Origin of the sequence: Novosphingobium sp. MBES04, from assembly GCF_000813185.1 — a bacterium.
GTDB classification, from domain to species: Bacteria; Pseudomonadota; Alphaproteobacteria; order Sphingomonadales; family Sphingomonadaceae; genus Novosphingobium; species Novosphingobium decolorationis.
The window spans coordinates 193335-214888 of sequence record NZ_DF850489.1; the positions used below are offsets into that span (position 1 = coordinate 193335).

The window sequence follows — 21554 nt, forward strand, 5'->3', positions numbered from 1 at the left end:
GAGAGGATAAAAAGGACGATGAAGACCCCCAGTCCACAACCCCTTGCGCGCGACGCCATGGCCTACGTCCTGGCCGGTGGGCGCGGCAGCCGGCTCAAGGAGCTGACCGACAACCGGGCCAAGCCTGCGGTCTACTTCGGGGGCATGAGCCGGATCATCGACTTTGCGCTGTCCAACGCGATCAATTCGGGCATCCGGCGCATCGGCGTTGCCACCCAGTACAAGGCGCATAGCCTGATCCGGCACATGAACCGGGCCTGGAACTTCATGCGTCCTGAACGCAACGAGAGCTTCGACATCCTGCCGGCCTCGCAGCGCATCTCGGAGTACATGTGGTACGAGGGAACGGCCGATGCGGTGTTCCAGAACATCGACATCATCGCCGCCCACGCGCCGCGCTACATGGTGATCCTGGCGGGCGACCACATCTACAAGATGGACTACGAGGTCATGCTGCGCGAGCATGTGGAATCGGGCGCGGACGTGACCGTGGGCTGTCTCACCGTCCCGCGCGCCGATGCGACGGCGTTCGGTGTGATGCACGTCGATGACAACGACTTCATCACCTCGTTCCTGGAAAAGCCCGAGGATCCGCCGGGCATCCCCGGCGATCCGGAACACGCGCTCGCCTCCATGGGCATCTACGTGTTCGAGACCGAGTTCCTCTTCGAGCAGCTGCGGCGCGACGCCGCCGACCCTGATTCCCGGCGCGATTTTGGCGGCGACATCATCCCCTACATCGTCCGGCACGGGAAGGCGAAGGCGCACCGCTTCACCGCCTCGTGCATCCGCGCGGCCGAGGAAATCGAGGAATACTGGCGCGATGTCGGCACCGTGGATGCCTACTTCGAGGCCAACCTCGACCTTACCGACACCGTCCCCAAGCTCGACATGTACGACCGCGACTGGCCGATCTGGACCGACACCGTGGTCGCAGCACCCGCCAAGTTCGTCCACGACCAGGACGGGCGGCGCGGGCAGGCGATCTCCTCGCTCATCAGCCAGGACTGCATCGTCTCGGGCTCGCTCGCGCGCCGCTCCCTGCTCTTCACGGGCGTGAAGATGGGCAGCTGGTCGCAGGTCAACGAGGCGGTGATCCTCCCCTACTGCAACATCGGGCGCAACGCGCGGCTCAGCCGGGTGGTCATCGATTCGGGCGTGCGCATCCCCGAAGGCCTTGTCGTGGGCGAGGATCCCGAGCTTGACGCGGTGCGCTTTCGCCGTACCGAGAAGGGCGTGTGCCTCATCACCAAGGCCATGATCGACCGGCTGGAGCTTTAGACCTTGCCCGATATTCGTGTCCTGTCCGTCGCTTCGGAGGCGGTTCCGCTGGTCAAGACGGGCGGGCTCGCCGATGTCGTGGGGGCGCTTCCGGGCGCGCTGGCGGACGAGGGTGTAGCTCTCACCACGCTGCTTCCGGGCTACCCTTCGGTGCTCAAGGCGCTGGGCCGCGCGCGTGCGGTCCACACCTGGCCGGACCTGTTCGGCGGCCCGGCGCGCCTCCTTGCCGGCAAGCTGGGCGCGCATCTGCTCTATGTCCTCGACGCGCCCGATCTCTTCACGCGTGAAGGGCTCCCCTACGCCGACGCGGCGGGGAGGGACTGGCCCGACAACTGGCGGCGTTTCTGCGCGCTGGGCCGCGCGGCAGCCGATGTCGCGGGCGGGGCGGTCGTGGTGCGCGGCAAGGCGCAGCGCTTCGATCTGCTCCACGCCCATGACTGGCAGGGCGCGATGGCCGCAGCCTACACCCGCTACGCGCCCTTTGGCGGCGCGGCTGTGCCCAGCGTGGTCACGGTGCACAACATTGCCTTCCAGGGCCGCTTCGAGGCCGCGATCTTTGCCGAGACGGGCCTGCCGAGCCGGGCCTGGCACATGCAGGGCGTGGAATATTACGGCGGCTTCGGGATGCTCAAGGCGGGGCTTTTCTGCGCCGATGCGATCACCACGGTCAGCCCGACCTACGCGCGGGAAATCCGCAGTGCGCGCTTTGGCATGGGGCTGGAAGGCCTGATCGCGGAGCGCGGCAGCGCGGTGCACGGCATTCTCAACGGCATCGATGGGGAGTTGTGGAACCCGGCCCACGACGCCAGCCTTGCCGCGACCTACACCGCGCGCACGTTGGGCCGAAAGGCGCTCAACACGCGTGCGCTCGAGGCCGAGTTCGGTCTGGTCGAGGAGGACGGCCCGCTCTTCGTCGCGATTACGCGCCTCACCTGGCAGAAGGGCATGGACCTCCTGCCCGAGATGGCCGACCACCTTGTGGCCCTGGGCGCGCGGCTGGCGGTGCTGGGATCGGGCGATGCCGACCTCGAAGCGCAGCTGCGCGCGGTGGCCGCGCGCCATCCGGGCCGCGTTGCGGTGCGCATCGGCTATGATGAGGGGCTGTCCCACCGCATGCAGGCGGGCGGCGATGCCATCCTCATCCCCTCGCGGTTTGAGCCTTGCGGCCTCACCCAGCTTTACGGCCTCGCCTATGGCTGTGTTCCCGTGGTCGCCCGCACCGGAGGGCTGGCCGACACCGTGATCGACGCCAATCCGGCGGCGCTCGCCGCAGGTGTGGCGACAGGCATCCAGTTCGACGGTGTGGATGCCCAGAACGTGGCCGCGGCCATCGAACGCACGGTCGCGCTCTACGGCCAGAAGGACGACTGGCAGCGCCTCCAGAAGAACGGGATGAAGGCCGATTTCTCGTGGGGGGCGAGCGGACGGGCCTACGCGCGGCTCTACCGGGACCTGATCGGATGACCCGGCTGGGCGCGCAGGTGCAAGGCGGGGCCACCCGTTTTGCGGTGCGCGCGCCCCGGGCCGAGCAGGTCTGGCTCTGCCTGTTCGACGATGCGGGCACAGAAACGCGCCGGGAAATGCACCGCGAGGGTGAGGTGTGGACGCTGGAGTGTCCCGGGGACCTCTCCGGCGCGCTCTACGGCTACCGTGCGCAGGGAACCTGGGCGCCGAGGACGGGCTCTGGTTCGATCCAGCCAAACTCCTGGTAGACCCTTACGCCGTAGAGCTGGACCGGCGCTTCGTGCAGGACCCGGCGCTCGCCCGCTTCGGCGAGGACACGGCCCACCTCGTACCGCGCGCGCGGGTCCCGGCACCGTACGATCACGTGGTAGTCGAGCCTGCGCTCCTGCGCCCCGGTGGGCTGGTCTACGAGATCAACGTGCGCGGCTTCACGATGTGCCATCCTAAGGTGCCCGAGGCCATGCGCGGGACCGTGGCCGCGCTCGCGCATCCTTCCGTCCTTGCCCACTTGCGCAAGCTGGGTGTCGGCGCGGTGGAACTGATGCCGATCGTCGCCTGGATCGACGAGCGCCACTTGCCCCCGCTCGGGCTGGTCAACGCCTGGGGGTACAATCCGGTCGCGATGATGGCGCTTGATCCGGGCCTGTGTCCCGGCGGCGTGACCGAATTGCGCGCAACTGTCGCCACTTTGCGCGAACACGGCATCGGGGTGGTGCTCGATCTGGTCTTCAACCATTCGGGCGAAAGTGACCGCGAGGGCGGCGTGCTTTCGCTGCGCGGGCTCGACAACGCGGCCTATGCCCACGCGGGCGATGGTTCGCTCATCAACGATACCGGCTGCGGCAATACGCTCGACTTTGCGAACCCGGCGGTGCGCGCGCTGACCTGCGCGGCCTTGCGCCACTTCGTCGAACAGGCCGGTGTCGACGGCTTCCGCTTCGATCTCGCGCCCGTCCTCGCGCGCGGTCCCGGCTTCGCAGCCGATGCCCCCATCTTCGCCGAGATCGCCGCCGACCCGGTGCTGGCGGACCGCATCCTTATCGCCGAGCCCTGGGACATCGGCCCAGGGGGCTACCAGCTGGGCCAGTTTCCCGAAAACTGGCTGGAGTGGAACGACCGCTTCCGCGACGATGTGCGCCGCTTCTGGAAGGGCGAGGCAGGCGTGGGCGAACTGGCGACGCGGCTGGCGGGATCGAGCGACGTGTTCGGGGAAAGTTCGCCGCAGCGCCCCTGCCGCTCGGTCAATTTCCTCGCCGCGCACGACGGCTTCACGTTGGCGGACACGGTCTCCTATGCCCAGCGCCACAACGCGGCGAATGGCGAGAATAACCGCGATGGCCACGGCGAGAACCACAGCTGGAACCACGGCGCCGAAGGGCCAAGCGCAGACCCGGCGATCCAGGCGGCGCGGCGGCGCGACCTGAAGGCCATGCTCGCCACGTTGTTCGCCTCGACGGGGACGATCATCTGACCGCGGGCGACGAGTTCGGCCGCAGCCAGCGGGGCAACAACAACGCCTACTGCCAGGACAATCCGATCGGCTGGGTGGACTGGTCGACGCGCGATCTGGACCTGGAAGACCATGTCGCCCGCCTTTCCGCGCTGCGTCGTGAGGCACAGGCCCTTCTGGCCGCGCTCCCGCAGGAAACGCGCTGGCTGGCCGGATCGGACCAGCCGATGACCGTGGCCGATTGGGAGGACCCGGCCCGCGCCGCGCTGCACCTCGTGCGGGCGCAAGCGCCCGGCGGCAGGGCCTTGCATCTGAGCCTCGACAGGGATGCGCGCGAGGTATCCCTCGCGTGGAAGGACGCCTGAGAGGGCGCCTCAGGCCGGGCACCGTCCCGGCTGGGACAGGCGAATGCGATAGTCGGCACTGGCGGGCGTTGAGCCCGAAGCGCTGGCCACGATCACCTCGAGCCGGGCTCCTGTCTCGCTATGCAGGCGGCGCGTCAGGTGAACGGGCGCGGTAAGCGTGAAAGCATCCAGTTCCTGCGCGCCCAGCCGTAGCTGCACATCGAGCGCGCCCGAAGTTGGGGTGAGTTCCAGGTCCAGTTCGACCCCGGTGTTAGGGGCGATGGCGATGCTCTGGACGAGGGCGCCGTCCGGGCGTCCGAAGGCGGGGCGCAGGCTTGTCCCGTCGAGCCGCACCCCGCGATGCGCCGCGAGGCTGAGGTACGGGGTCCAGGGCACACCGCGCCGCTCTTGCCCGGGCATGGCCGTGAGCGGTCTGTCGACGCCATCGATCCGCGCCAGACGCGCAAATGGGTCCCCGGACGGCGCGTTTCCATGCCGGGGCGCATAGGCAAACTGCAGGCGGCTGTCCGCAATCTGCGTCTGGCAGCCCAGCGTGAAAGGCGGGCGCGTCTGGGGCTGGTCGGCTAGGAGGACCAGGGCGCGGGTCTCCGCCAGGTTCAGCTCGTCGCCCGGAAGGGCGCGCCCTTGCGCGTCGTAGGCCCGAACTCCCGGTGCGGTGATGCGCAGTGTGCGCGGTGCGCCCCAGAGAACCCAGGCGTGCGTCCCGAAGGCGGCGGCAAAGGTGAAGTCATCGGCTGGAATGCGGCCCACGGGGTGTCCGGCAAGATGCTCTCCCACGAACCGGAAGGCTTCGCCGACAGGGGTGATCCGGCCGGCCTGATCGATGAGGGGCGCCTGCCGGTCGCCGCGCGGATTGAGCGGATACCAGTCGACCTCGGTGGCGCCGAGGCTGGCGAGAACCGCGAAGGTGCGCACGAGGTCGTCCGGTGCCTGCCGGGGGCGGGCGCTGGAAAATTCGGTGACATGGAGGCTGCGGGTCCCCACGGCCGGGCTCTGGCACAGCAGGGCGAACTGCGCGGGCAACTGGTCGATCGGGGTGGTGTAGGGATGGAGGGCCAGGCCCTCTATCATGCCGGTCCTGTCCTTTTCGAGCAGGGGCCAGAGGAAGCCTGCGGGAAGCGAATGGGTGGCCCCGCCCAGCACCGTGATGTCGGGCCGCTCGGCCTTCACCGCCATGGCGGCCGCGCGGACCATGGCCAGGTGGTAGTCCGCGCGCCGGGGCAGGCCGTCGGCCTTGACCTGGCCCTTCACGAAGTTCGCGCCGTTGACTTCGTTGCCGATTTCGAGGGTGTCGATGGCCGGAAAGCGCTGAACCGCCGCGCGTGCGAAGCGGCCGAACGCGGCCAGAGCCTCCGTGCTATGGGGTGTTTCCCCGCCGTCGTAGAGCGGGTTCCCCCAATTGAGCGTGAGGGTCAGTTGCGCGCCCTGCCGGGCGAGTTCATCGGGATAGAGGTCCCGCGCGCCCTCGAACCGGTAGCTGCCCTTGATGCGCTCGATATCCTTCCAGCGCAGGCTGTCGCGAAACCGCCTGACGCCCAGCCGGGAGGCGGCTTTCAGGGTGGCAGGGCTCCAGCCCTGGGCGAAATTGGACGCAGCGCCCAGCCGTGTGCCTTGAGTGCCGCGCATCTGCGGATTGCAAAAGCCGGAGAGAGGCGCGGCAAAGGTATTCACGGGCAGGGCTGGCCAAAGGCCGGTGACGAGTGCCAGGGCCCAGATCGGTAGGTGCCTGCGCAACATCTGTGCGCCTCAACGCGGCGCGGGGGCGAGGGCTTCCCGAATGGCGGCGGCAAGGGTGGCAATTCCGGCCTCGGCCTCCTCGAGCGTGGCCCGGCGGGTGGCAGGCGCGATGCCCTGTGCCAGATGGTGTGCGACGCGCTCTGCCGCGGTGCCCGGAGAGGTATGGGCGATATCGACGAGGTGATCGCTGCACTCGACCGAGGCGAGGAACGCGTCAAGCTTCGCGTCCCAGGCCAGCGCGAGGAAGGGGACCGCGCAGGAATAGGCCGCGATGATCGCGTGCATGCGGAAGGCGACCAATCCATCGAGATCGCAGATGCAGGCGACCAGATCGCCTGGGTTGCGTATTTCGGGGAAGGCGACCTGCCGAGGGCCTTCGGCCAGCTCGAAGCGCAGGCGCAGGCGCTCCACGGCGGCGCGGTCTTCCGGGCTGCCGTTGGAGAAGACGCTGAGGTGATAGCCGCGCGCCAGCAGATCACGCCCCAGCGCGAGGTACCAGGCGTCGAGCGCCTCTTCGGTGAGCGCCTGGCCACCATGGTAGGCCACCGCCAGTGCGCTCATCACGTTGAGGCCAATCCGGGCAGGTGCGGAGGGGCGCATGTCCCGCACTGCCCGCTCCGGAACGCCGTACTGGCGCGCGGCGAGCAGCCCCGGATCGCGCACGACGCCGGCAGCAAGGCCGAAGGCATCGCCGGCGAGGTCCTGCCAGAGTTCGCGTGAGCGGGCATCGCGCACCCACACCCGGCGCACCTGCCCGCAGCGCAGGGCCCGGTGGAGGCGGGCCCGGCCTTCCTTGCTCCAGCCGGGCGAGACGCCGAGGCCATAGAGGAAGATCGGCAGGTCGCGCCTGGCCGCGCTTTCGATGGCGAGGGCCAGTTTGGTGGGGAAGTTGAGGTCCATGTCGGCCAGAAGGTTGCCGCCGCCGATTACCACCGCGTCGGCCTCTTCCAGCTGCGCGGCGTAGTGGGGGGCCCAGGTCCGCCGGGAGGCGAGGGCCAGCGGCAGGCGGACCGCTTCGCGCCGCAGCGGGGAGGGCAGAGCGTGAAGAAGCTGCAAGGCATGCTTGCGTGCAGCGGTGCCGTTGGAATACGCGGTGCGGCCGGCAAGGTCGATGGAGCGCGCCTGGGCGGCGCCGTGCCGGGCCAGGCCGCCCTCAAGGCACTCACTGAGAAGTCCGTCGCCCAGGTTCGGGCTGTACTTCACGTTGAAGATGCGCACGTTCGGGCCGTCCTGAAGAGAGGAGACCGAAGGCGGCGCCACGTCCATCGTGCAGGTCTGTGCAGTGCTCATATCCCAAGTGGTGCGGGAAACAGCGAAGGGCTACCAGTAGAACTACCGCCCTTTTGGACCCAATTTCGCAAGGGCTCAGGAGTGGCTTGGCACCCTGGGCAATTCGCCAGCCGCGGATCGCGCATATCCGGGAGGCACCGACGGGACGGGGCAGAGGGCCTGTTCGCCCGAGGGTACGGGATCGACCTGGAGCGCGGCGCGGGCGAGCTCCTCGCCCACGCGGCGGATCACGCCGGACGAGGTGGGCAGATACTCGAAGCGGCCCTGGCGTCCGGCAAGTACGATCCCCTGTCCCTCGATCCGGGCCAGCGTATCGCGCAGAACACCTTCGGTTTCCGGGCGATAGAGCGGGTAGCAATCGGGGACATGTTCGTGCCCTTCCAGGCGCAGGTCGCGGGCGAGGCCAATGGCGGACAGGTGGTCGCGAAAATCGGCGAAGACATCCTTGGGTGCGTGTTCGCCTCCCCGGGGCAGGGTGCACTCGACGGCGAAGAATTCGCGGGACATCTGCGGTTCGGGGTAGATGCGCGAATAGATCGTCGCGCGCTTCCAGCGCCCGCGCGTGTCGAAGTTGAACAGCACGTTGCCCGTCTCGGAAGAGAGCTGGGCCGCCGAGACAAAGAGCGTGGTCATGCCGAGCGAGGTCAGCCCGCTGGGCGCGCCGAACAGGGCGCGGTGCAGGGTGTCGAGCGGGAGCGCGGAGACGACGGCGGTGGCGTCCAGAGAGCCGTGATCGGTTTCGATCCGGTAGCTGCCGTTGCCCCCGGAAAGGGTCCGCAGCGCGGTTGCGGTCCGGATGTCCACGCCCCGTTCGACGAGGCGGTCGGTGATGGCCGCGAAGAGCGGGGCGTATCCCTCACGCGGGCGCACGTGCAGGGCGGGGCGGGGGCGGCCGGCCACCGAGCCCCGGCTGAGCAGCGCACGCACGGCAAGACGCGCCATTTCCCGTGGACGCGTGGCCTTCTCGATGAAGGCCATGCGGTGAAAGAAGAAGGATTCGCTCACCTCTTCGGGCGGGACGTGGTGAAAGCGGGTGATGTAGCTGCGCAGGCCGGTCTGCGCGAAGAAGCGCTTTCCGAGGCGCTGGGTCGATATCGCGGCGAGGCTGCCATCGCGCCGCACCGCAAGGCGCGAGACGGCAAGGTCGATCAGGGCTGCGGCCAGTTCGCGCGGAGGGCGGCGCAGGAACTCGCGCGGTTCGAGGGGGTAGTGCGCGAGCCCGCCGCCCGGCGCGATCCGGCGCTGGCGGCGGATGACCTGCGGGCACATCTCGCGAAGTCCGGGGGCCAGATGGAAAAGGCGCGCGCTGTTCTCGTAGAAGATCGAGCCCACGTCGAAGGTGTAGGGGCCGATGGTGCGGGAACGGTGGGTGCCGCCGCACGCATCGCGCTCCTCGATCAGGGTGACGCGCATGCCCGCCGTGCTGAGAATATCCGCTGCGCTCAGGCCAGCGATCCCGCCGCCCAGCACCACGACATGCTCCTGCGCAGGCGCGCCATGAGCCTTATCCATCGGCGCGACGGGAACGGGCGCTCAGGCGAATGGACGAGGTGGTACGCAGCGAAATCCAGATCTCAGGCACCGGCATCGCCCCTATTCTCCTGTTCGGGCCCGCAGGCGCCTCTCTCCGGCCGTGGCTGCGGTGTGCAGCGCGCGATCCGGCCGAAGGGTGGTTGCGGGTCCTCTCCATGATCGGGCGGGCGGGCGCGACGCTCAAGCCGCGATTGCTCCATTCCCGAGGCATAGGGCCCATGACCGCGCCGGTACCTTGCGCGCGACGGCGCCTCCTTTTTATCGCCGGACGGGCGATGCCCACCCTGCTAACCTTGGGGGATGGACGAGACGATCAAGGCCGTGCGGATCATGGCGGATTTCTGTGCGGACGGGGTCTGGTCGGCCTCCTCGTACATTCCTGGAAGCACGATGGAGGGCTTCCGGGTCAGCGAGGCGCTGTGGGGACGAGTCCAGGATTGGCAGGCCTGGCACGACAGCCAGATTCGCTGCGGGGGTGAGGATCCCGACTTCGATCTCGTGGGGTTCGTGCGCGAAGGCTATGCGCTGGCGCGCGCGGTGAAGGCCGAACTGCCCGACTGGATCGTGCTCTATTCGGACGAAATCCTGCTCAACTACGCGATCGAGAACGACATCGAGGGCACGCCATGGACGGTGGAAATCACCTAGGTCCCCCGAAGGGAGGTTTGCGCATTCATGTCGGGAGGGGCTTTGGCCCGGTTGCCGTGTGGCCCCTGAGGGCCGTGGCGGAGACGGAGGGATTCGAACCCTCGGTACCCTGATAGAGTACGGTTCCTTAGCAGGGAACTGGTTTCAGCCACTCACCCACGTCTCCGCAGCGGCTAGGGGAGCGCCTATAGCCATGGTCATCCGGGGCCGCAAGGGGCCATCGCGCGGTTTTTTCAATTCCTTGCGCAATTGGGGAAAATAGCAGGCCGGGGGATTTCGGCTGACCGCAAAAGCAGGTTGTCTGGCCGCCCGTTCATTGCGAGGTCAGGCGCACTCGATTCTTTATGGGCGTGTAACGAAGGGGCCGTGTGCAGGGGGCATGCGGCGCAAAGACATTTGGCGCAAAGGGCACCCCAGGCCCGGGAGGAACAAGCACGTGCGCAAGCAAACCACACAGCGGGCCGGTATCGGAAAGAGCCTCGTGGCTCTCGTTGCGGCAACGGCGATGGCTGTGCTGGGCCCGGCGAGCACCGCCTCGGCCCAGATCCAGACAGTCGATCCCGACACCGCCATCGACGGAGACCTGCAGGGCGGAACCACCCGCTATCCTGCGCCGCAGGGGGCGACTTCGGCCCCGACGGCCCCAGCAAGCCAGACCTATCCGCGCCCCGGCGAACTGCCTGCCACCGACGGCGACTATCCGGCAGGGACCTATTCGTCCGAACAGGACACGGACAGCGCCGGGAACGGTACGCCGCTCGGCACGCCGATGACCTCGCCGGTCCCTGCGCCCACGGCCTCTTCGCCGGGCCGCGTGTCGGACTGGAATGCACAGCAATTCGCCGGAGACGGTGCCGGCGCGGGCACGAACGGCGCGACCTACCACGAGGACGACCTGATCGGCGCGGCCGAAGGCGTCTTCGGCAAGGGCGCGCAGGGGCTTGCGGACGTCATCCGCGATCTTCTCAAGAAGCAGGGCGAACCCAACGGCTATATCGTCGGACGCGAGGGCGGTGCGGCGCTCGCGATCGGCCTGCGCTATGGCTCGGGCACCTTGTACCACAAGGTCGAAGGCCAGCGTCCGGTCTACTGGACGGGCCCCTCGATCGGTTTCGACGCGGGCGCCAACGCGGCAAGCACCTTCGTACTCGTCTACAACCTCTACGACACCGAGGACCTCTACAAGCGCTTCGGCGCGGGCGAGGGGCAGGCCTATCTCATTGGCGGCTTCAACGTCTCGTACCTGCGGCGCGGCGATGTCGTCCTGATTCCCGTCCGCGCGGGCGCGGGCCTGCGCCTGGGCGCCAACATTGGCTACATGAAGTTCTCCGAAAAGCAGCGCTGGCTGCCGTTCTGATCGCGCGTCCCTCGCGCAACGATTGAAATGCGAGCGCGCCTCCTGTCCGGGGGCGCGTTTCGTTTTTGGGCACCTTTGCGTTTCTTGGTGTCGCAATTGTTGCATTAGGCTGTTGCGCGCCAACGGCGACCGGAGTAAGTGCCGCCCGCCATGCTTAGCAACCTTCAACAACAGCCCGCCGACGCGCTCCTTGCGCTGATCAAGCTCCACAACGACGACCCGCGCGCCGACAAGATCGATCTTGGCGTGGGCGTCTACCGTACCGGTGACGGGGAAACCCCGGTCTTCGGCGCGATCAAGGCCGCCGAGAAGAAACTCGTCGAGACCCAGGACTCGAAGGCCTACCTCGGCCCTGAGGGCGACATGGGCTTCGTGGCCGCGCTGATGCCCTACGTCTTCGGCAAGGAAAACCCGGACATGGGTGGCCGCATCGAGGGCATGCAGACGCCCGGCGGCACCGGCTCGCTGCGTCTCGCGCTTGCCATGGTGCAGCGCGCGGGCGCCAAGCGCATCATCGTGGGCAAGCCCAGCTGGCCCAACCACGCGCAGATCTGCAAGGACCTTGGCCTCGAGGTCGTTGAATTCAACCACGCCGGCGAAGACGGCAAGGTGGACATGGACGCGCTGCGCGCCGCCATCGCTTCGGGCACCGAGGGTGACGCCATGCTGCTGCACGGCTGCTGCCACAACCCGACCGGCATCGACTACACCCACGCCAACTGGGACGAGATCGCGGGTCTTCTGGCGAACAGCCCGATCATGCCGATCCTCGACCTCGCCTACCAGGGTCTTGGCCTTGGCATGGAAGAGGACGCCTATGGTCTTCGCGCCGTCCTTGCCGCGGTTCCCGACGCGCTGATCTGCTACTCGTGCGACAAGAACTTCGGTCTCTACCGCGACCGCGTCGGCGCGCTCTACGCCATGGCGAAGGACCCGGCCGACCTGACCAAGATCATGTCGAACGGCCACAGCCTGGCGCGTGCCAACTGGTCGCAGCCGCCAGATCACGGCGGTGCGGCGGTGCGCCTGGTGCTCGAAGACGAAGCGCTGACCGCGCAGTGGCTCGCCGAACTCGACGAGATGCGCGAGCGCATGCGCTGGGTGCGTGACAAGCTGGCTGCGGCCGGTGTCACTGGCGGTGTCGACCTTTCGCCCATCGGTATCCAGAACGGCCTGTTCTCGATCATTCCCTTCACCCCGGAACAGGTGCAGGAAATGCGCAAGAGCCACGGCATCTACTTCGCCGGTTCGGGCCGCATCAACGTGGCCGGTCTCACCACCGGCAACATCGACAAGTTCATTGCCGCCGTGGCGGAAGTGACCGCCTGATGCCTCTTGAGCGTCAGCCGGTCCTCGATGGGGGCCGGCTGACGCTCCGGCCTCTGTGCGAGGCCGCCCCTTGCGCCTTTGGAAGGTGGCACGTGATCCCGCCATTTGGGCGGGCCACTTCTCCCCAGATCGCTGGCTCAAACCGCAGCCGCGTGCCGGTGTGCGGCAGGCGCCGGACGTCGGGGGCACCCCATGAACATCGCGATCCTGACCTTCGAGGGCTTCAACGAACTCGATTCGTTCATCGCCTCGGCCCTGCTCAACCGGATGAAGCCCAAGGGCTGGTCGGCGCAGATTACCTGTCCGAGCGCGGAAGTGACCTCGATGAACGGGGTGACCGTGCGCGCCCAGCAGCCGCTCGCCTTCGCGCGCGAGGCCGACGCGGTGCTGATCGGCAGTGGCATCTACACCCGCGAAATCGCGCAGGACCCCGTGATCCTGGAGCAATTGCAGCTCGATCCCGCGCGCCAGCTGATCGGGGCGCAGTGTTCGGGCACGTTGCTGCTCGCGCGCCTCGGCCTCATCGGCAATCTTCCCGCCTGCACCGACCTTACGACGAAGCCCTGGGTGGTGGAGGCCGGTGTCGAGGTGCTGGACGCGCCGTTCATCGCCCATGGCCCTGTCGCGACGGCGGGCGGGTGCCTGGCCTCGCAGTATCTTGCGGCCTGGATGATCGCGAAGGGAAGCGGCGAGGCGGACGCGCGCGAGGCGATCCACTACGTCGCGCCCGTGGGCGAGAAGGCGCGCACGGTGCGCCAGGCGATGGACGTGGTCGGGCCCTACCTTCGCTGAAGGCGCAAAAGCCCGCAGCCGGTCAGCTGCGCAGCGACTGCATGCGCTGGAGATAGCGCGCCAGCACGTCGATCTCGAGGTTTACCGCATCGCCCACGGAAAGCTGGCCGATGGTGGTGACCTCGGCGGTGTGCGGGATGATGTTGAGCATGAAGTGGCAGGTGCCATCCGCCTGATCGTCCACGGTGTTGACCGTGAGCGATACCCCGTCGAGCGTGATCGAGCCCTTGGGCGCGAGGTAGGGGGCCAGCTCCTTGCTCGCCGCGATCACGAACTGCTTGGAATCGCCGACAGGGGTGATGCTCACGACCGAGCCGACGCCGTCGACGTGGCCGGTGACGATGTGCCCGCCCAGCTCATCGCCCAGCTTCAGCGCCGGTTCGAGATTGAGCTGCGCGCCTTCCTCCCAGTGGCCGGGCGCGGTGCGGGCCATCGTCTCGCCCGAGATGTCGACCGCGAACCAGGCATCGCCCGGAGTGCCGCCCTTGTCGACCACGGTCAGGCACACGCCCGAGCAGGCGATCGAGGCGCCGATGGCAATCGTTGCGGGATCGAAGGGGCAGGCGATCACCGCGTGCAGGTCCATCGTGGCGCGCGTCGCGCAGGGTGCCGATGGCGGTGACGATTCCGGTGAACATGGGGGCGGGGTCCCTTGGTGATTGGTGCTCAGCGCGCGCTGTAGACTTCGAGGGTGTCGCTGCCAAGGGCGCGGCGTTCGACCAGCGACCATCGGCCATGCGCCTGGGAAAGGGCGCAGAGGCCATAGTCGCCAAGGCCGGGCCGTCCGCCGACAAGGATGGGCGCACGGTAGATGAGCAGCCGGTCGACCAGTCCCGCTTTCAGGAAGGCCGCGGCCGCGCCTGCCCCGCCTTCGACGAAGAGGTACTGGATGCCCTCCATGTCGCGGATCGCTTCGGGGGAGGGGAGCGCGTTCCACCCTTCGGGTACGGTGCCACGTGTCAGGACCCAGCGCTCGGGGCTGCGCGCCTCCAGGCCGGGCAGTCGCACGTCGAGGCGCGGGGCATCGGCGCGCAGCGTGCCGCCGCCCACGAGGATGGCGTCGCTCTTCGCGCGCTGGGCGTGGGTGTGGGCGCGCGCTTCGGCCCCGGTGATCCACTGGCTCTCGCCGCTTGCCATCGCGATGCAGCCATCGAGCGAGAGGGCGAGCTTGAGCGTAACGTGTGGGCGTCCTTGCGTGCGCTGGAGGAGATAGCCGGCAAGGCTTTCCTCGCAGGCGGGCGAGTGTAGATACTCCGCCGCGACCCCGGCAGCACGGATGCGGGCAAGCCCGGCGCCGCTGGTGCGCGGGTCAGGGTCCATGCAGCCGATGACGACGCGGGCGGGCTGCGCCGCGCAGATCAGGTCGGCGCAGGAGGGGCCGCGCGGCGACTGGTGCGCGCAGGGCTCCAGCGTGACGTAGAGGGTCGCGCCGTGGGCGGCGTTTCCGGCAAGGCCAAGCGCGACCGCTTCGGCGTGGGGGCGTCCACCCTCCTGCGTCCATCCCCGCGCGAGGACGCGCCCATCCTTGACGAGGAGGGCGCCGACACCCGGGTTTGGGCGGCTGAGCGGACGGGCCCGCGCGGCAAGCGCAGCTGCCGCGGCAAGCCAGCGCGAATCGTTGTTCACGGCCGGGTGGGGGCGTCGCCGCTTTCGGCGGAGGGCGCATCCGCCGTCTCGCCGGGCATCTTGGGCGCGACGGCTCCTTCGGGCAGGCGCGGCTTGCCGATTTCCTTGAGCTTGGCCGCCTTTTCGGCCGCCTCTTCGGCTTCGGCCTCGCGCGCGATCTTGTCGACGTCCATGCCCGACCAGCGGCCCAGCGTCTTGTAGATCTCGCGCACTTCCTTGTCGCGCTTGGCCTGCTCGAAGGCGAGTTCTTCCTTGGCCTTCTGGTTGGCGATGTTTTCCTTGAGGATTTCCTCGTCCGAGCGGCCCTCGGGCAGCGTCGAGATCCAGGTCACCTTGGGCGGGGGATGGGGCGCAGAGCCCTCCTGGCCCGCCATCATGTAGAAGATCGCAAAGGTGCAGGCCGCCGAGATCGCGGCGATGCGCCAGCGGTTGGTGCCCGCCTGCTGCCACACGAACCGGAAGTCCGCGAGCATGCCGGTGGGCTTGACGTCCTGCCAGTATCCGGAGCGTTTTGAGAAAAGCATGGGGGCTATTTAGAGCCTATTGCGCGCAAACGCTAGCCGAAGGGGACATAGAGGCTGCGCCCGTGGGCCTTGAGCCAGCGGTTCGCTTCGTGGACCGAGCCTTCGAAGATGGTCTTGAGGCAGTGGTGGAAGGCGGGCGAATGGTCGAAATGGACCAGGTGCGCGACCTCGTGCGCGACGACCGAGCGGCGCACCGCATCGGGCGCCATGACAAGCCGCCAGTTGATGCGGATCGCGCCATCGGCCGCGCAGCTCCCCCAGCGGCGCTTGGCGCTGGAGAGGGCTAGCGCAGGCGTGGGCTGGCCTGCGCGCGCGCAGTATTCGGCCAGGTCCTCTTCCAGGAGGGGCCGCGCCTCGCCCTGCATCCAGCGCGCAAGGCGCGAGGGGAGCGAGGAGGTCGGCCCTCCGACTTCCAGCGTCTCTGCCCCCAGCACCACCCGTCGCGGCGCGTCGGGATCGTGGGCGAGGACCAGCGAGGCGCCGCGAAAGAGGATCTGCGCGCCGTTGGCCAGTTCGCTCGCCTCGGGCACCGCGCGCAGTTGCGCCTCCAGCCAGGCCGTGCGCGAACGCGCGAAGGCGAGTGCCTCGCTCTCGCGCACATAGGGGGGAAGGGTGATGCGCACCGCGCTGCCATCGGGGGCCAGGCGCATGGTCATGCGCCGCGCGCGCTCCATGCGGCGCAAGGCAATGGGGACGTCGCGCCCGCACAGCGTGACGCTCGGCTCCTGACGGGGATCGCGCTTGAGCCAGTCGAGCATCGGTCTTTAGGCGTCCCGCGCCTCATCGTCGGTGCCGGTTTCGGTTTCGGCCTCGGTTTCGACGATGTCCCAGGGGTTCTGGCCCTCCTCGATCTCGAATTCCTGCTCCATGCCTTCGGGCCAGATGATGTGCTGTTCGAGGGGGCCTGCATCGATCTCGCTGACCACGCGGCCCGCCACCGAAACCCCGGCGCGGTGAACCGCCTCGCGGTCGCCGCAGACAAGGTAGTGCCATTCGGGCAGGGGCTGGTCCTCGGCGCGCAGGCGGTAGGCGCAGGTTTCGGGCAGCCAGGGGAGCGAGCCGACCGAGCGCAGGGTCAGCGTCAGGCAATCGGCCACCGCGCGCTTGCGGTGGGGGTAGTCGCTGCACAGCGCGGTCTTGGTGTCGAGCAGCTTGCAGGCGACGTTGGTGTGGTAGATCTCGCCGCTGTCGGCGTCCTCCACCTTGTGCAGGCAGCACTGGCCGCAGCCGTCGCACAGCGCTTCCCACTGGCCCTTGTCGAGGCTGGCGAGCGGGCGCTCCCAGAACGGGCGCGCGCTCACTGGACGAGCGCTGCCAGGTCGGCGGCGACGGCCTTGCGGCCCTTGTCGACGGGCAGCATGGCGACGGGTTCGCCCTGCGGGTTCATCAGGTAGACGAAGCGCGAGTGGTCCATGAGGTAGCCGCCCTGCGTTTCTGCACCCTTGCCGTAGTAGACCGCGAAGGCCTTGGCGGCGGCATCGACCTGCTCCTTCGTGCCGGTAAGGCCCTTGAGGTCCTTGCCGAAGGCGGCGGTCCATTCGCCCACGATCTCGGGCGTGTCGCGCGCCGGGTCGATGGTGATGAAGATGGGCTGGACCTTGGCGGCGGCCTCGGGATGGGCCTTGGCGAAGGCGTTGTAGCCCATCATCATTTCCTGCACGTCGATCGGGCAGGCGTCGGGGCAGAAGGTGTAGCCGAAGTAGAGCATCGCCCACTTGCCGCGAAAATCCTCCCAGGTGACGGTCTTGCCGTCTTTGTCGACGAGCGTGAAGGGGCCGCCGATCTCGGCGCCGGTGATGTCGGTGCCGACGATGGGGGGCATTTCGGGCGCGTCGCGGCCGCCCGAACAGCCCGCAAGGGCAAGGCCAAGGCCAAGCGTTGCGGCAAGGAGCGTGCGGCGGACGGTGCGGGAGGCAAGATGGGTCATGGCGAAGCGGTTCATGCTCTGCTAGACCGCGACTTGCAAGGCGCGGATGGAGGGCGCGCGCCCAGCTTGTTGAGAATTCACGGAAGGATATCAAAGGTGTCGAAACTTGCGAACCGGAACGGAACGCCGCTTGGCCGGCTGTTTCTGAAAGGTGCCCTGGCGCTGGCCGCAGCAGGCCTTGCCACGGGCTCGCTGGCGACGGGCGCTGCGGCGCAGACCGGTTTCTCCGAAGGCTACAAGTTCCTCGAATCGGTGAAGAAGAAGGAAGGCGAAGAGGTCGAGCAGGCGATCATGACCTCGCCTCTAATCGTCAATTCCAAGGACGTGACGAGCGGGGAGACCGCGCTCCACATCGTCGTCCAGCGCCGCGACATCACCTGGCTGCGCTATCTTGTTCAGAAGGGCGCCGAGCCCAATCTTGCCGATGACCATGGCCGCACGCCGCTGCAGCAGGCAGTGAACCTGGGCTGGCGCGACGGCGCGATCTACCTGATCGAGAACGGCGCGCGCACCAACGACTCGAACGATGCGGGCGAAACCCCGCTGATCTCGGCCGTCCACCGCCGCGATACCGAACTGATGAAGGCGCTGCTCAAGGCAGGCGCCGATCCCTCGCGCACCGACAATTCCGGGCGCAGCGCGCGCGACTATGCCGAACTGAATGGCAAGGACAGCTATCTGGTGAAGGTCATCGACGACAACGTGACCGCAGGCGCCAGCAAGAACTCCAAGCCCGTCTACGGCCCCACTTTCTGAAGGAACAGGGCATGGAAGAAGCCACCACCCTTGCCGACCTGCGCCGCAACCTGGCGCCCGCGATCGCCGATGCCGCCGCCTTCGATGGCTGGAGCGCGCAGGCGGTCGAGCAGGCCGCGCGCCAGCACGGCGTTGATCCCGAACTTGCCGCCTATGCCTTTGGCGGCAAGCAGATGGCGATGATCGAGGCCTGGATCGAGGCGATCGACGCGGCGATGTTCGCGGCGGTTCCCGCCGACTCGCTGGCGGGCGTGCCCGTGCGGGAGAAGATCCGCCGCCTCGTCATGGCCCGCCTCGAGGCCGCGAGCGGGCGCGAGGAAGCGCTCACCCGCGCGCTGGCAATCATGGCAATGCCGCAAAACCTCGCGCGCGCCGCGCAACTGGGATGGTACAGCGCGGACCTCATGTGGCGCGTGGCGGGCGACACCGCGACCGACTACAACCACTACACCAAGCGCACCACGCTGGGCGCGCTCTACGCTGCGACGCTGCAGGTCTTCGCGCGTGAGAAGGACCCGGAAAAGCCGGAAACCCGCGCTTTTCTGGAGCGCCGGATCGAGGGTATCCTGCGCTTTGAGAAGGTGAAGGCGCAGCTCACCCGTTCGCCCGACGAGCGCTTCAGCCTGACCCGCTTCCTGGGGCGCCTGCGCTACCCGGCGCGCTGACACCGGCTTTGTCCTGCAGGCGCGCTGTGTTGCGCGCCTGCAAGATTTGATTTCGGCCAATGACATGGCGCGCTGCTTATTGCGAAGCAGTTGCAAAGAAGCCTCTAATCTGGCAGCGCCATCTTATGACTCTCGATCAACAACCCATCGATCAGAAGGTCCGCATCGTTGCGGTCGACTGGGACCAGCTCGTCCCCGAGGAAGCGCGGCGCCTGCGCGCGCTGGGCGTCGATACCGGCGCGCAGGTTTCGGTGTCGCAGCGCGGCGTGTTCGGCGGACGTGACCCCATCGCGCTGCGCATCGGGCGCATGGTCGTCGCGGTGCGCCGCGCCCACGCCGCCGCGATCGAGGTGAGCGATCTGGAGAGCACCCCGGCATGAGCCGCCCGCGCAAGATCGCCCTCGTCGGAAATCCCAATGCCGGCAAGAGCGCGCTGTTCAACGCGCTGACCGGCGCGCGCCAGAAGATCGCCAATTATCCGGGCGTAACCGTGGAGCGCAAGTCGGGACGCCTGGTCCTGCCGACCGGCGAACCGGTCGAGCTGACCGACCTTCCCGGCGCCTATGGCCTCGATGCGACGAGCCCCGACGAGGAAGTGACCTCCAAGGTCATCCGTGGCCAGTTCCCGGGCGAGGCCGAGCCCGATGTGCTCGTGATTGTCCTCGACGCCTCGAACCTGGAACAGCACCTCGTCTTCGCGCAGGAACTGCTTGCGCTGGGCAAGCCCACCGTGATCGCGCTCAACATGGTCGATCTGGCCGAGCGCGACGGGCTCGTGCTCGATCCCTCCGTGCTGGAGGAAGAGCTGGGCGTGCGCGTGGTGCCGACCGTTGCGGTGCGCCGCCGCGGCCTCACCGAACTGGCCGAAGCCGCGGCCTCGGCAGGCCTGCGCGAGCCGGGCCCGAGCCTCACCGAGATCGGCGAGACCGAGCGGCGCGTGGCCGCGCACGCGATGGCGAATGGCGCGATCCTGTCGGAAACCCGCCAGCGCCGCCTGCACGCGCGCCTCGATTCGGTCCTGCTCAATCCCTGGGCCGGGCCGGTGGTGCTTTTTGCGCTGCTGTTCGTGATCTTCCAGGCGGTGTTCGCCTGGGCCACGCCCTTTGCCGACGCGCTGGAGGCGGGTGTGGGCGCGCTGCACGACACGGTCACGGGCCTCATGCCCGCGAGCTTCGTGCGCGATCTCCTGACCGAGGGCATCATATCGGGCGTGGGCTCGGTGGTGGTGTTCCTGCCCCAGATCGTCATCCTCTTCGCCTTCATCCTCGCCATGGAAGCCTCGGGCTACATGGCGCGCGCGGCCTTCCTGATGGACCGCATGATGGCGAGCGTGGGCCTTTCTGGGCGCAGCTTCATTCCGCTTCTCTCCAGCTTTGCCTGCGCCATTCCGGGCATCATGGCGACCCGTTCGATCACCGATCCCAAGGACCGGCTGACCACGATCCTGATCGCGCCGATGATGACCTGCTCGGCGCGCCTGCCGGTCTATGCCGTCATCATCGCCGCCTTCATCCCGAACCAGAGCGTGGGCTGGGGCGTTGGGCTGCAGGGCCTCGTGCTCTTCGCGCTCTACGTCGCAGGTGTGCTGGGCGCGATGCTGGTTGCCCTCATCCTGCGCCGCTCGGTGACCAAGGGCGCGGCCTCGGGCTTCATCATGGAGCTGCCCAAGTACCAGCTGCCCCGGCCGGGCGATCTGCTGCTGGGCCTGTGGCAGCGCGCGTGGATCTTCCTGCGCCGCGCGGGCACGATCATCTTCATGGTCACGGTGGTCCTGTGGATCATGCTCAGCTTCCCGCGCGCCGAACCCGGGCAGAGCCAGGTCGATGCCTCGTTCGCTGGCAAGATCGCCAATGGCCTGGCCGTGGTGGTCGAGCCGATCGGCTTCAACCGCGACATGGCACTCGCGCTGATCCCGGCGATGGCCGCGCGCGAAGTGGCGGTCTCCTCGCTGGCGACGACTTACGCGGTCGATGCGAGCGACGAGGACGAGGAAGCGGCCGAACTGGGCGAGCAGCTCAAGGGCCGCTGGACCCTGCCGATGGCGCTGGCCTTCCTCGCCTGGTTCGTCTTTGCGCCCCAGTGCATGTCGACCATCGCCGTCACCCGGCGCGAGACCAATGGCTGGAAGTGGCCGACCTTCATGCTCGCCTATCTCTTCGGCCTTGCCTACGTGGCGGCCGGGGCGACCTACTGGCTGGCGGTCTGGGCCGGGCTCTAGGCGGGAATACGGGCAGGGCTGTTCAAAAACCGGGACGCACGACTCGCGTCCCGGCTGGCCTTTCGCTAACCCCGGTGGCCGAAATTCAGAAGAAAGCGATTCATCCATGGCAGGCAGCGTCAACAAGGTCATCCTCGTCGGCAACCTCGGGGCCGACCCCGAAGTGAAGTCGTTCCAGAACGGCGGGCGCGTGGCGAACCTGCGCATCGCGACCTCGGAAACCTGGAAGGACCGCCAGACCGGTGAGCGCCGCGAGCGCACCGAGTGGCACCAGGTCGTGCTCCAGTCCGACGGCCTCGTTGGCGTCGCCGAGCGTTTCCTGCGCAAGGGCTCGAAGGTCTACATCGAAGGCCAGCTGCGCACCCGCAAGTGGCAGGACCGCGACGGCAATGACCGTTACACCACCGAGATCTCGGTGGCCGGCGTGGGCGGCGTGCTGACCATGCTCGACAGCGCGGGCGGTGGCGGCGGCCAGCGCGGCGGTGGCGGCATGGGCGGCAGCTCGGGCGGTGACAGCTGGGGCGGCGGTGGCGGCTCGTCTTCGGGCGGTGGCGACTGGGGCCGTTCGGGCGGTTCGGTCGGGCGGCGGCGA

The 21554-nt window shown here is 68.3% G+C and carries 19 protein-coding genes, 1 tRNA gene and 2 pseudogenes; 12 read left to right on the forward strand and 10 right to left on the reverse strand.

What is annotated here, in order from left to right:
* The first annotated feature begins 18 nt into the window (after positions 1-18).
* The 3 genes and pseudogenes from glgC (at position 19) to glgX (ending at position 4560) form a co-directional block, all read left to right on the forward strand.
* Positions 19-1281: a glucose-1-phosphate adenylyltransferase gene (glgC, locus tag MBENS4_RS14750; protein ID WP_084592173.1), complete on the forward strand. Its 1263-nt coding sequence runs from the start codon at positions 19-21 to the stop codon at positions 1279-1281.
* A 3-nt stretch (positions 1282-1284) separates the two neighbouring features.
* The gene (gene glgA / locus MBENS4_RS14755; RefSeq protein WP_052322415.1) at positions 1285-2745 is read left to right on the forward strand and encodes a glycogen synthase GlgA; all 1461 of its coding nucleotides are present in this window, start codon (positions 1285-1287) and stop codon (positions 2743-2745) included.
* Positions 2742-4560: pseudogene (glgX, locus tag MBENS4_RS14760) on the forward strand (glycogen debranching protein GlgX). The gene glgA and the pseudogene glgX overlap by 4 nt, the downstream one beginning before the upstream one ends.
* Before the next feature lie 9 nt (positions 4561-4569).
* Here the strand turns inward: glgX and MBENS4_RS14765 are convergent.
* From MBENS4_RS14765 to MBENS4_RS14775, 3 genes are all read right to left on the reverse strand, one after another.
* The gene (locus MBENS4_RS14765; protein WP_084592174.1) at positions 4570-6297 is read right to left on the reverse strand and encodes a hypothetical protein; all 1728 of its coding nucleotides are present in this window, start codon (positions 6295-6297) and stop codon (positions 4570-4572) included.
* 9 nt (positions 6298-6306) lie between these two features.
* A complete protein-coding gene (locus tag MBENS4_RS14770; protein WP_144400954.1) occupies positions 6307-7587 on the reverse strand; it encodes a polysaccharide pyruvyl transferase family protein in 1281 nt (426 codons plus the stop codon).
* Between the two features lie 75 nt (positions 7588-7662).
* Entirely contained in the window at positions 7663-9099 is a 1437-nt protein-coding gene (locus MBENS4_RS14775; RefSeq protein ID WP_084592175.1) for a protoporphyrinogen/coproporphyrinogen oxidase, read from the reverse strand.
* 321 nt (positions 9100-9420) lie between these two features.
* On the opposite strand from MBENS4_RS14775, the gene MBENS4_RS24230 reads away from it, so the two are divergent.
* Positions 9421-9768, forward strand: a complete 348-nt coding sequence (locus MBENS4_RS24230) for a hypothetical protein (protein ID WP_052322416.1) — start codon at positions 9421-9423, stop codon at positions 9766-9768.
* Positions 9769-9843: 75 nt separating this feature from the next.
* On the opposite strand, the gene MBENS4_RS14785 is transcribed toward MBENS4_RS24230, so the two are convergent.
* Positions 9844-9934: transfer RNA gene (locus MBENS4_RS14785), tRNA-Ser, on the reverse strand.
* Between the two features lie 213 nt (positions 9935-10147).
* Between MBENS4_RS14785 and MBENS4_RS14790 the strand changes: the two genes are divergently transcribed.
* The 3 genes from MBENS4_RS14790 (at position 10148) to MBENS4_RS14800 (ending at position 13246) form a co-directional block, all read left to right on the forward strand.
* Entirely contained in the window at positions 10148-11125 is a 978-nt protein-coding gene (locus MBENS4_RS14790; protein ID WP_052322417.1) for an EipA family protein, read from the forward strand.
* A gap of 150 nt (positions 11126-11275) precedes the next feature.
* Positions 11276-12454, forward strand: a complete 1179-nt coding sequence (locus tag MBENS4_RS14795; protein WP_039392644.1) for an amino acid aminotransferase — start codon at positions 11276-11278, stop codon at positions 12452-12454.
* A 192-nt stretch (positions 12455-12646) separates the two neighbouring features.
* Positions 12647-13246, forward strand: a complete 600-nt coding sequence (locus MBENS4_RS14800) for a DJ-1/PfpI family protein (protein ID WP_039392645.1) — start codon at positions 12647-12649, stop codon at positions 13244-13246.
* A 22-nt stretch (positions 13247-13268) separates the two neighbouring features.
* On the opposite strand, the pseudogene MBENS4_RS14805 reads toward MBENS4_RS14800, so the two are convergent.
* The 6 genes and pseudogenes from MBENS4_RS14805 to MBENS4_RS14830 form a co-directional block, all read right to left on the reverse strand.
* Positions 13269-13884 (reverse strand): annotated as a pseudogene (locus MBENS4_RS14805) (riboflavin synthase).
* A 28-nt stretch (positions 13885-13912) separates the two neighbouring features.
* Positions 13913-14872, reverse strand: a complete 960-nt coding sequence (gene ribD, locus MBENS4_RS14810) for a bifunctional diaminohydroxyphosphoribosylaminopyrimidine deaminase/5-amino-6-(5-phosphoribosylamino)uracil reductase RibD (protein ID WP_039392647.1) — start codon at positions 14870-14872, stop codon at positions 13913-13915.
* Entirely contained in the window at positions 14869-15396 is a 528-nt protein-coding gene (locus MBENS4_RS14815) for a hypothetical protein (protein ID WP_199904422.1), read from the reverse strand. Before MBENS4_RS14815 ends, ribD begins: the two co-directional genes overlap by 4 nt.
* Before the next feature lie 32 nt (positions 15397-15428).
* Positions 15429-16154, reverse strand: a complete 726-nt coding sequence (locus MBENS4_RS14820) for a M48 family metallopeptidase (protein WP_039392648.1) — start codon at positions 16152-16154, stop codon at positions 15429-15431.
* Positions 16155-16160: 6 nt separating this feature from the next.
* Positions 16161-16697 (reverse strand): YcgN family cysteine cluster protein, encoded by a 537-nt coding sequence (locus MBENS4_RS14825; protein WP_052322418.1) that lies wholly within the window; start codon positions 16695-16697, stop codon positions 16161-16163.
* Complete coding sequence (locus tag MBENS4_RS14830; protein ID WP_199904423.1) at positions 16694-17323, reverse strand: SCO family protein; 630 nt, start codon at positions 17321-17323, stop codon at positions 16694-16696. The genes MBENS4_RS14825 and MBENS4_RS14830 overlap by 4 nt, the downstream gene beginning before the upstream one ends.
* Positions 17324-17419: 96 nt before the next feature.
* On the opposite strand from MBENS4_RS14830, the gene MBENS4_RS14835 reads away from it, so the two are divergent.
* The 5 genes from MBENS4_RS14835 to ssb form a co-directional block, all read left to right on the forward strand.
* Positions 17420-18079, forward strand: a complete 660-nt coding sequence (locus MBENS4_RS14835; RefSeq protein ID WP_242404962.1) for an ankyrin repeat domain-containing protein — start codon at positions 17420-17422, stop codon at positions 18077-18079.
* A gap of 11 nt (positions 18080-18090) precedes the next feature.
* Positions 18091-18744: a COQ9 family protein gene (locus MBENS4_RS14840; protein WP_039392651.1), complete on the forward strand. Its 654-nt coding sequence runs from the start codon at positions 18091-18093 to the stop codon at positions 18742-18744.
* 125 nt (positions 18745-18869) lie between these two features.
* Positions 18870-19124: a FeoA family protein gene (locus MBENS4_RS14845; RefSeq protein WP_039392652.1), complete on the forward strand. Its 255-nt coding sequence runs from the start codon at positions 18870-18872 to the stop codon at positions 19122-19124.
* Positions 19121-20962, forward strand: coding sequence for a ferrous iron transporter B (gene feoB, locus MBENS4_RS14850; RefSeq protein ID WP_039392653.1), 1842 nt, complete (start codon positions 19121-19123; stop codon positions 20960-20962). The genes MBENS4_RS14845 and feoB overlap by 4 nt, the downstream gene beginning before the upstream one ends.
* A 106-nt stretch (positions 20963-21068) precedes the next feature.
* Positions 21069-21554 (forward strand): single-stranded DNA-binding protein (ssb, locus tag MBENS4_RS14855; protein ID WP_039392654.1); only part of this gene is annotated, 486 nt, incomplete at its 3' end.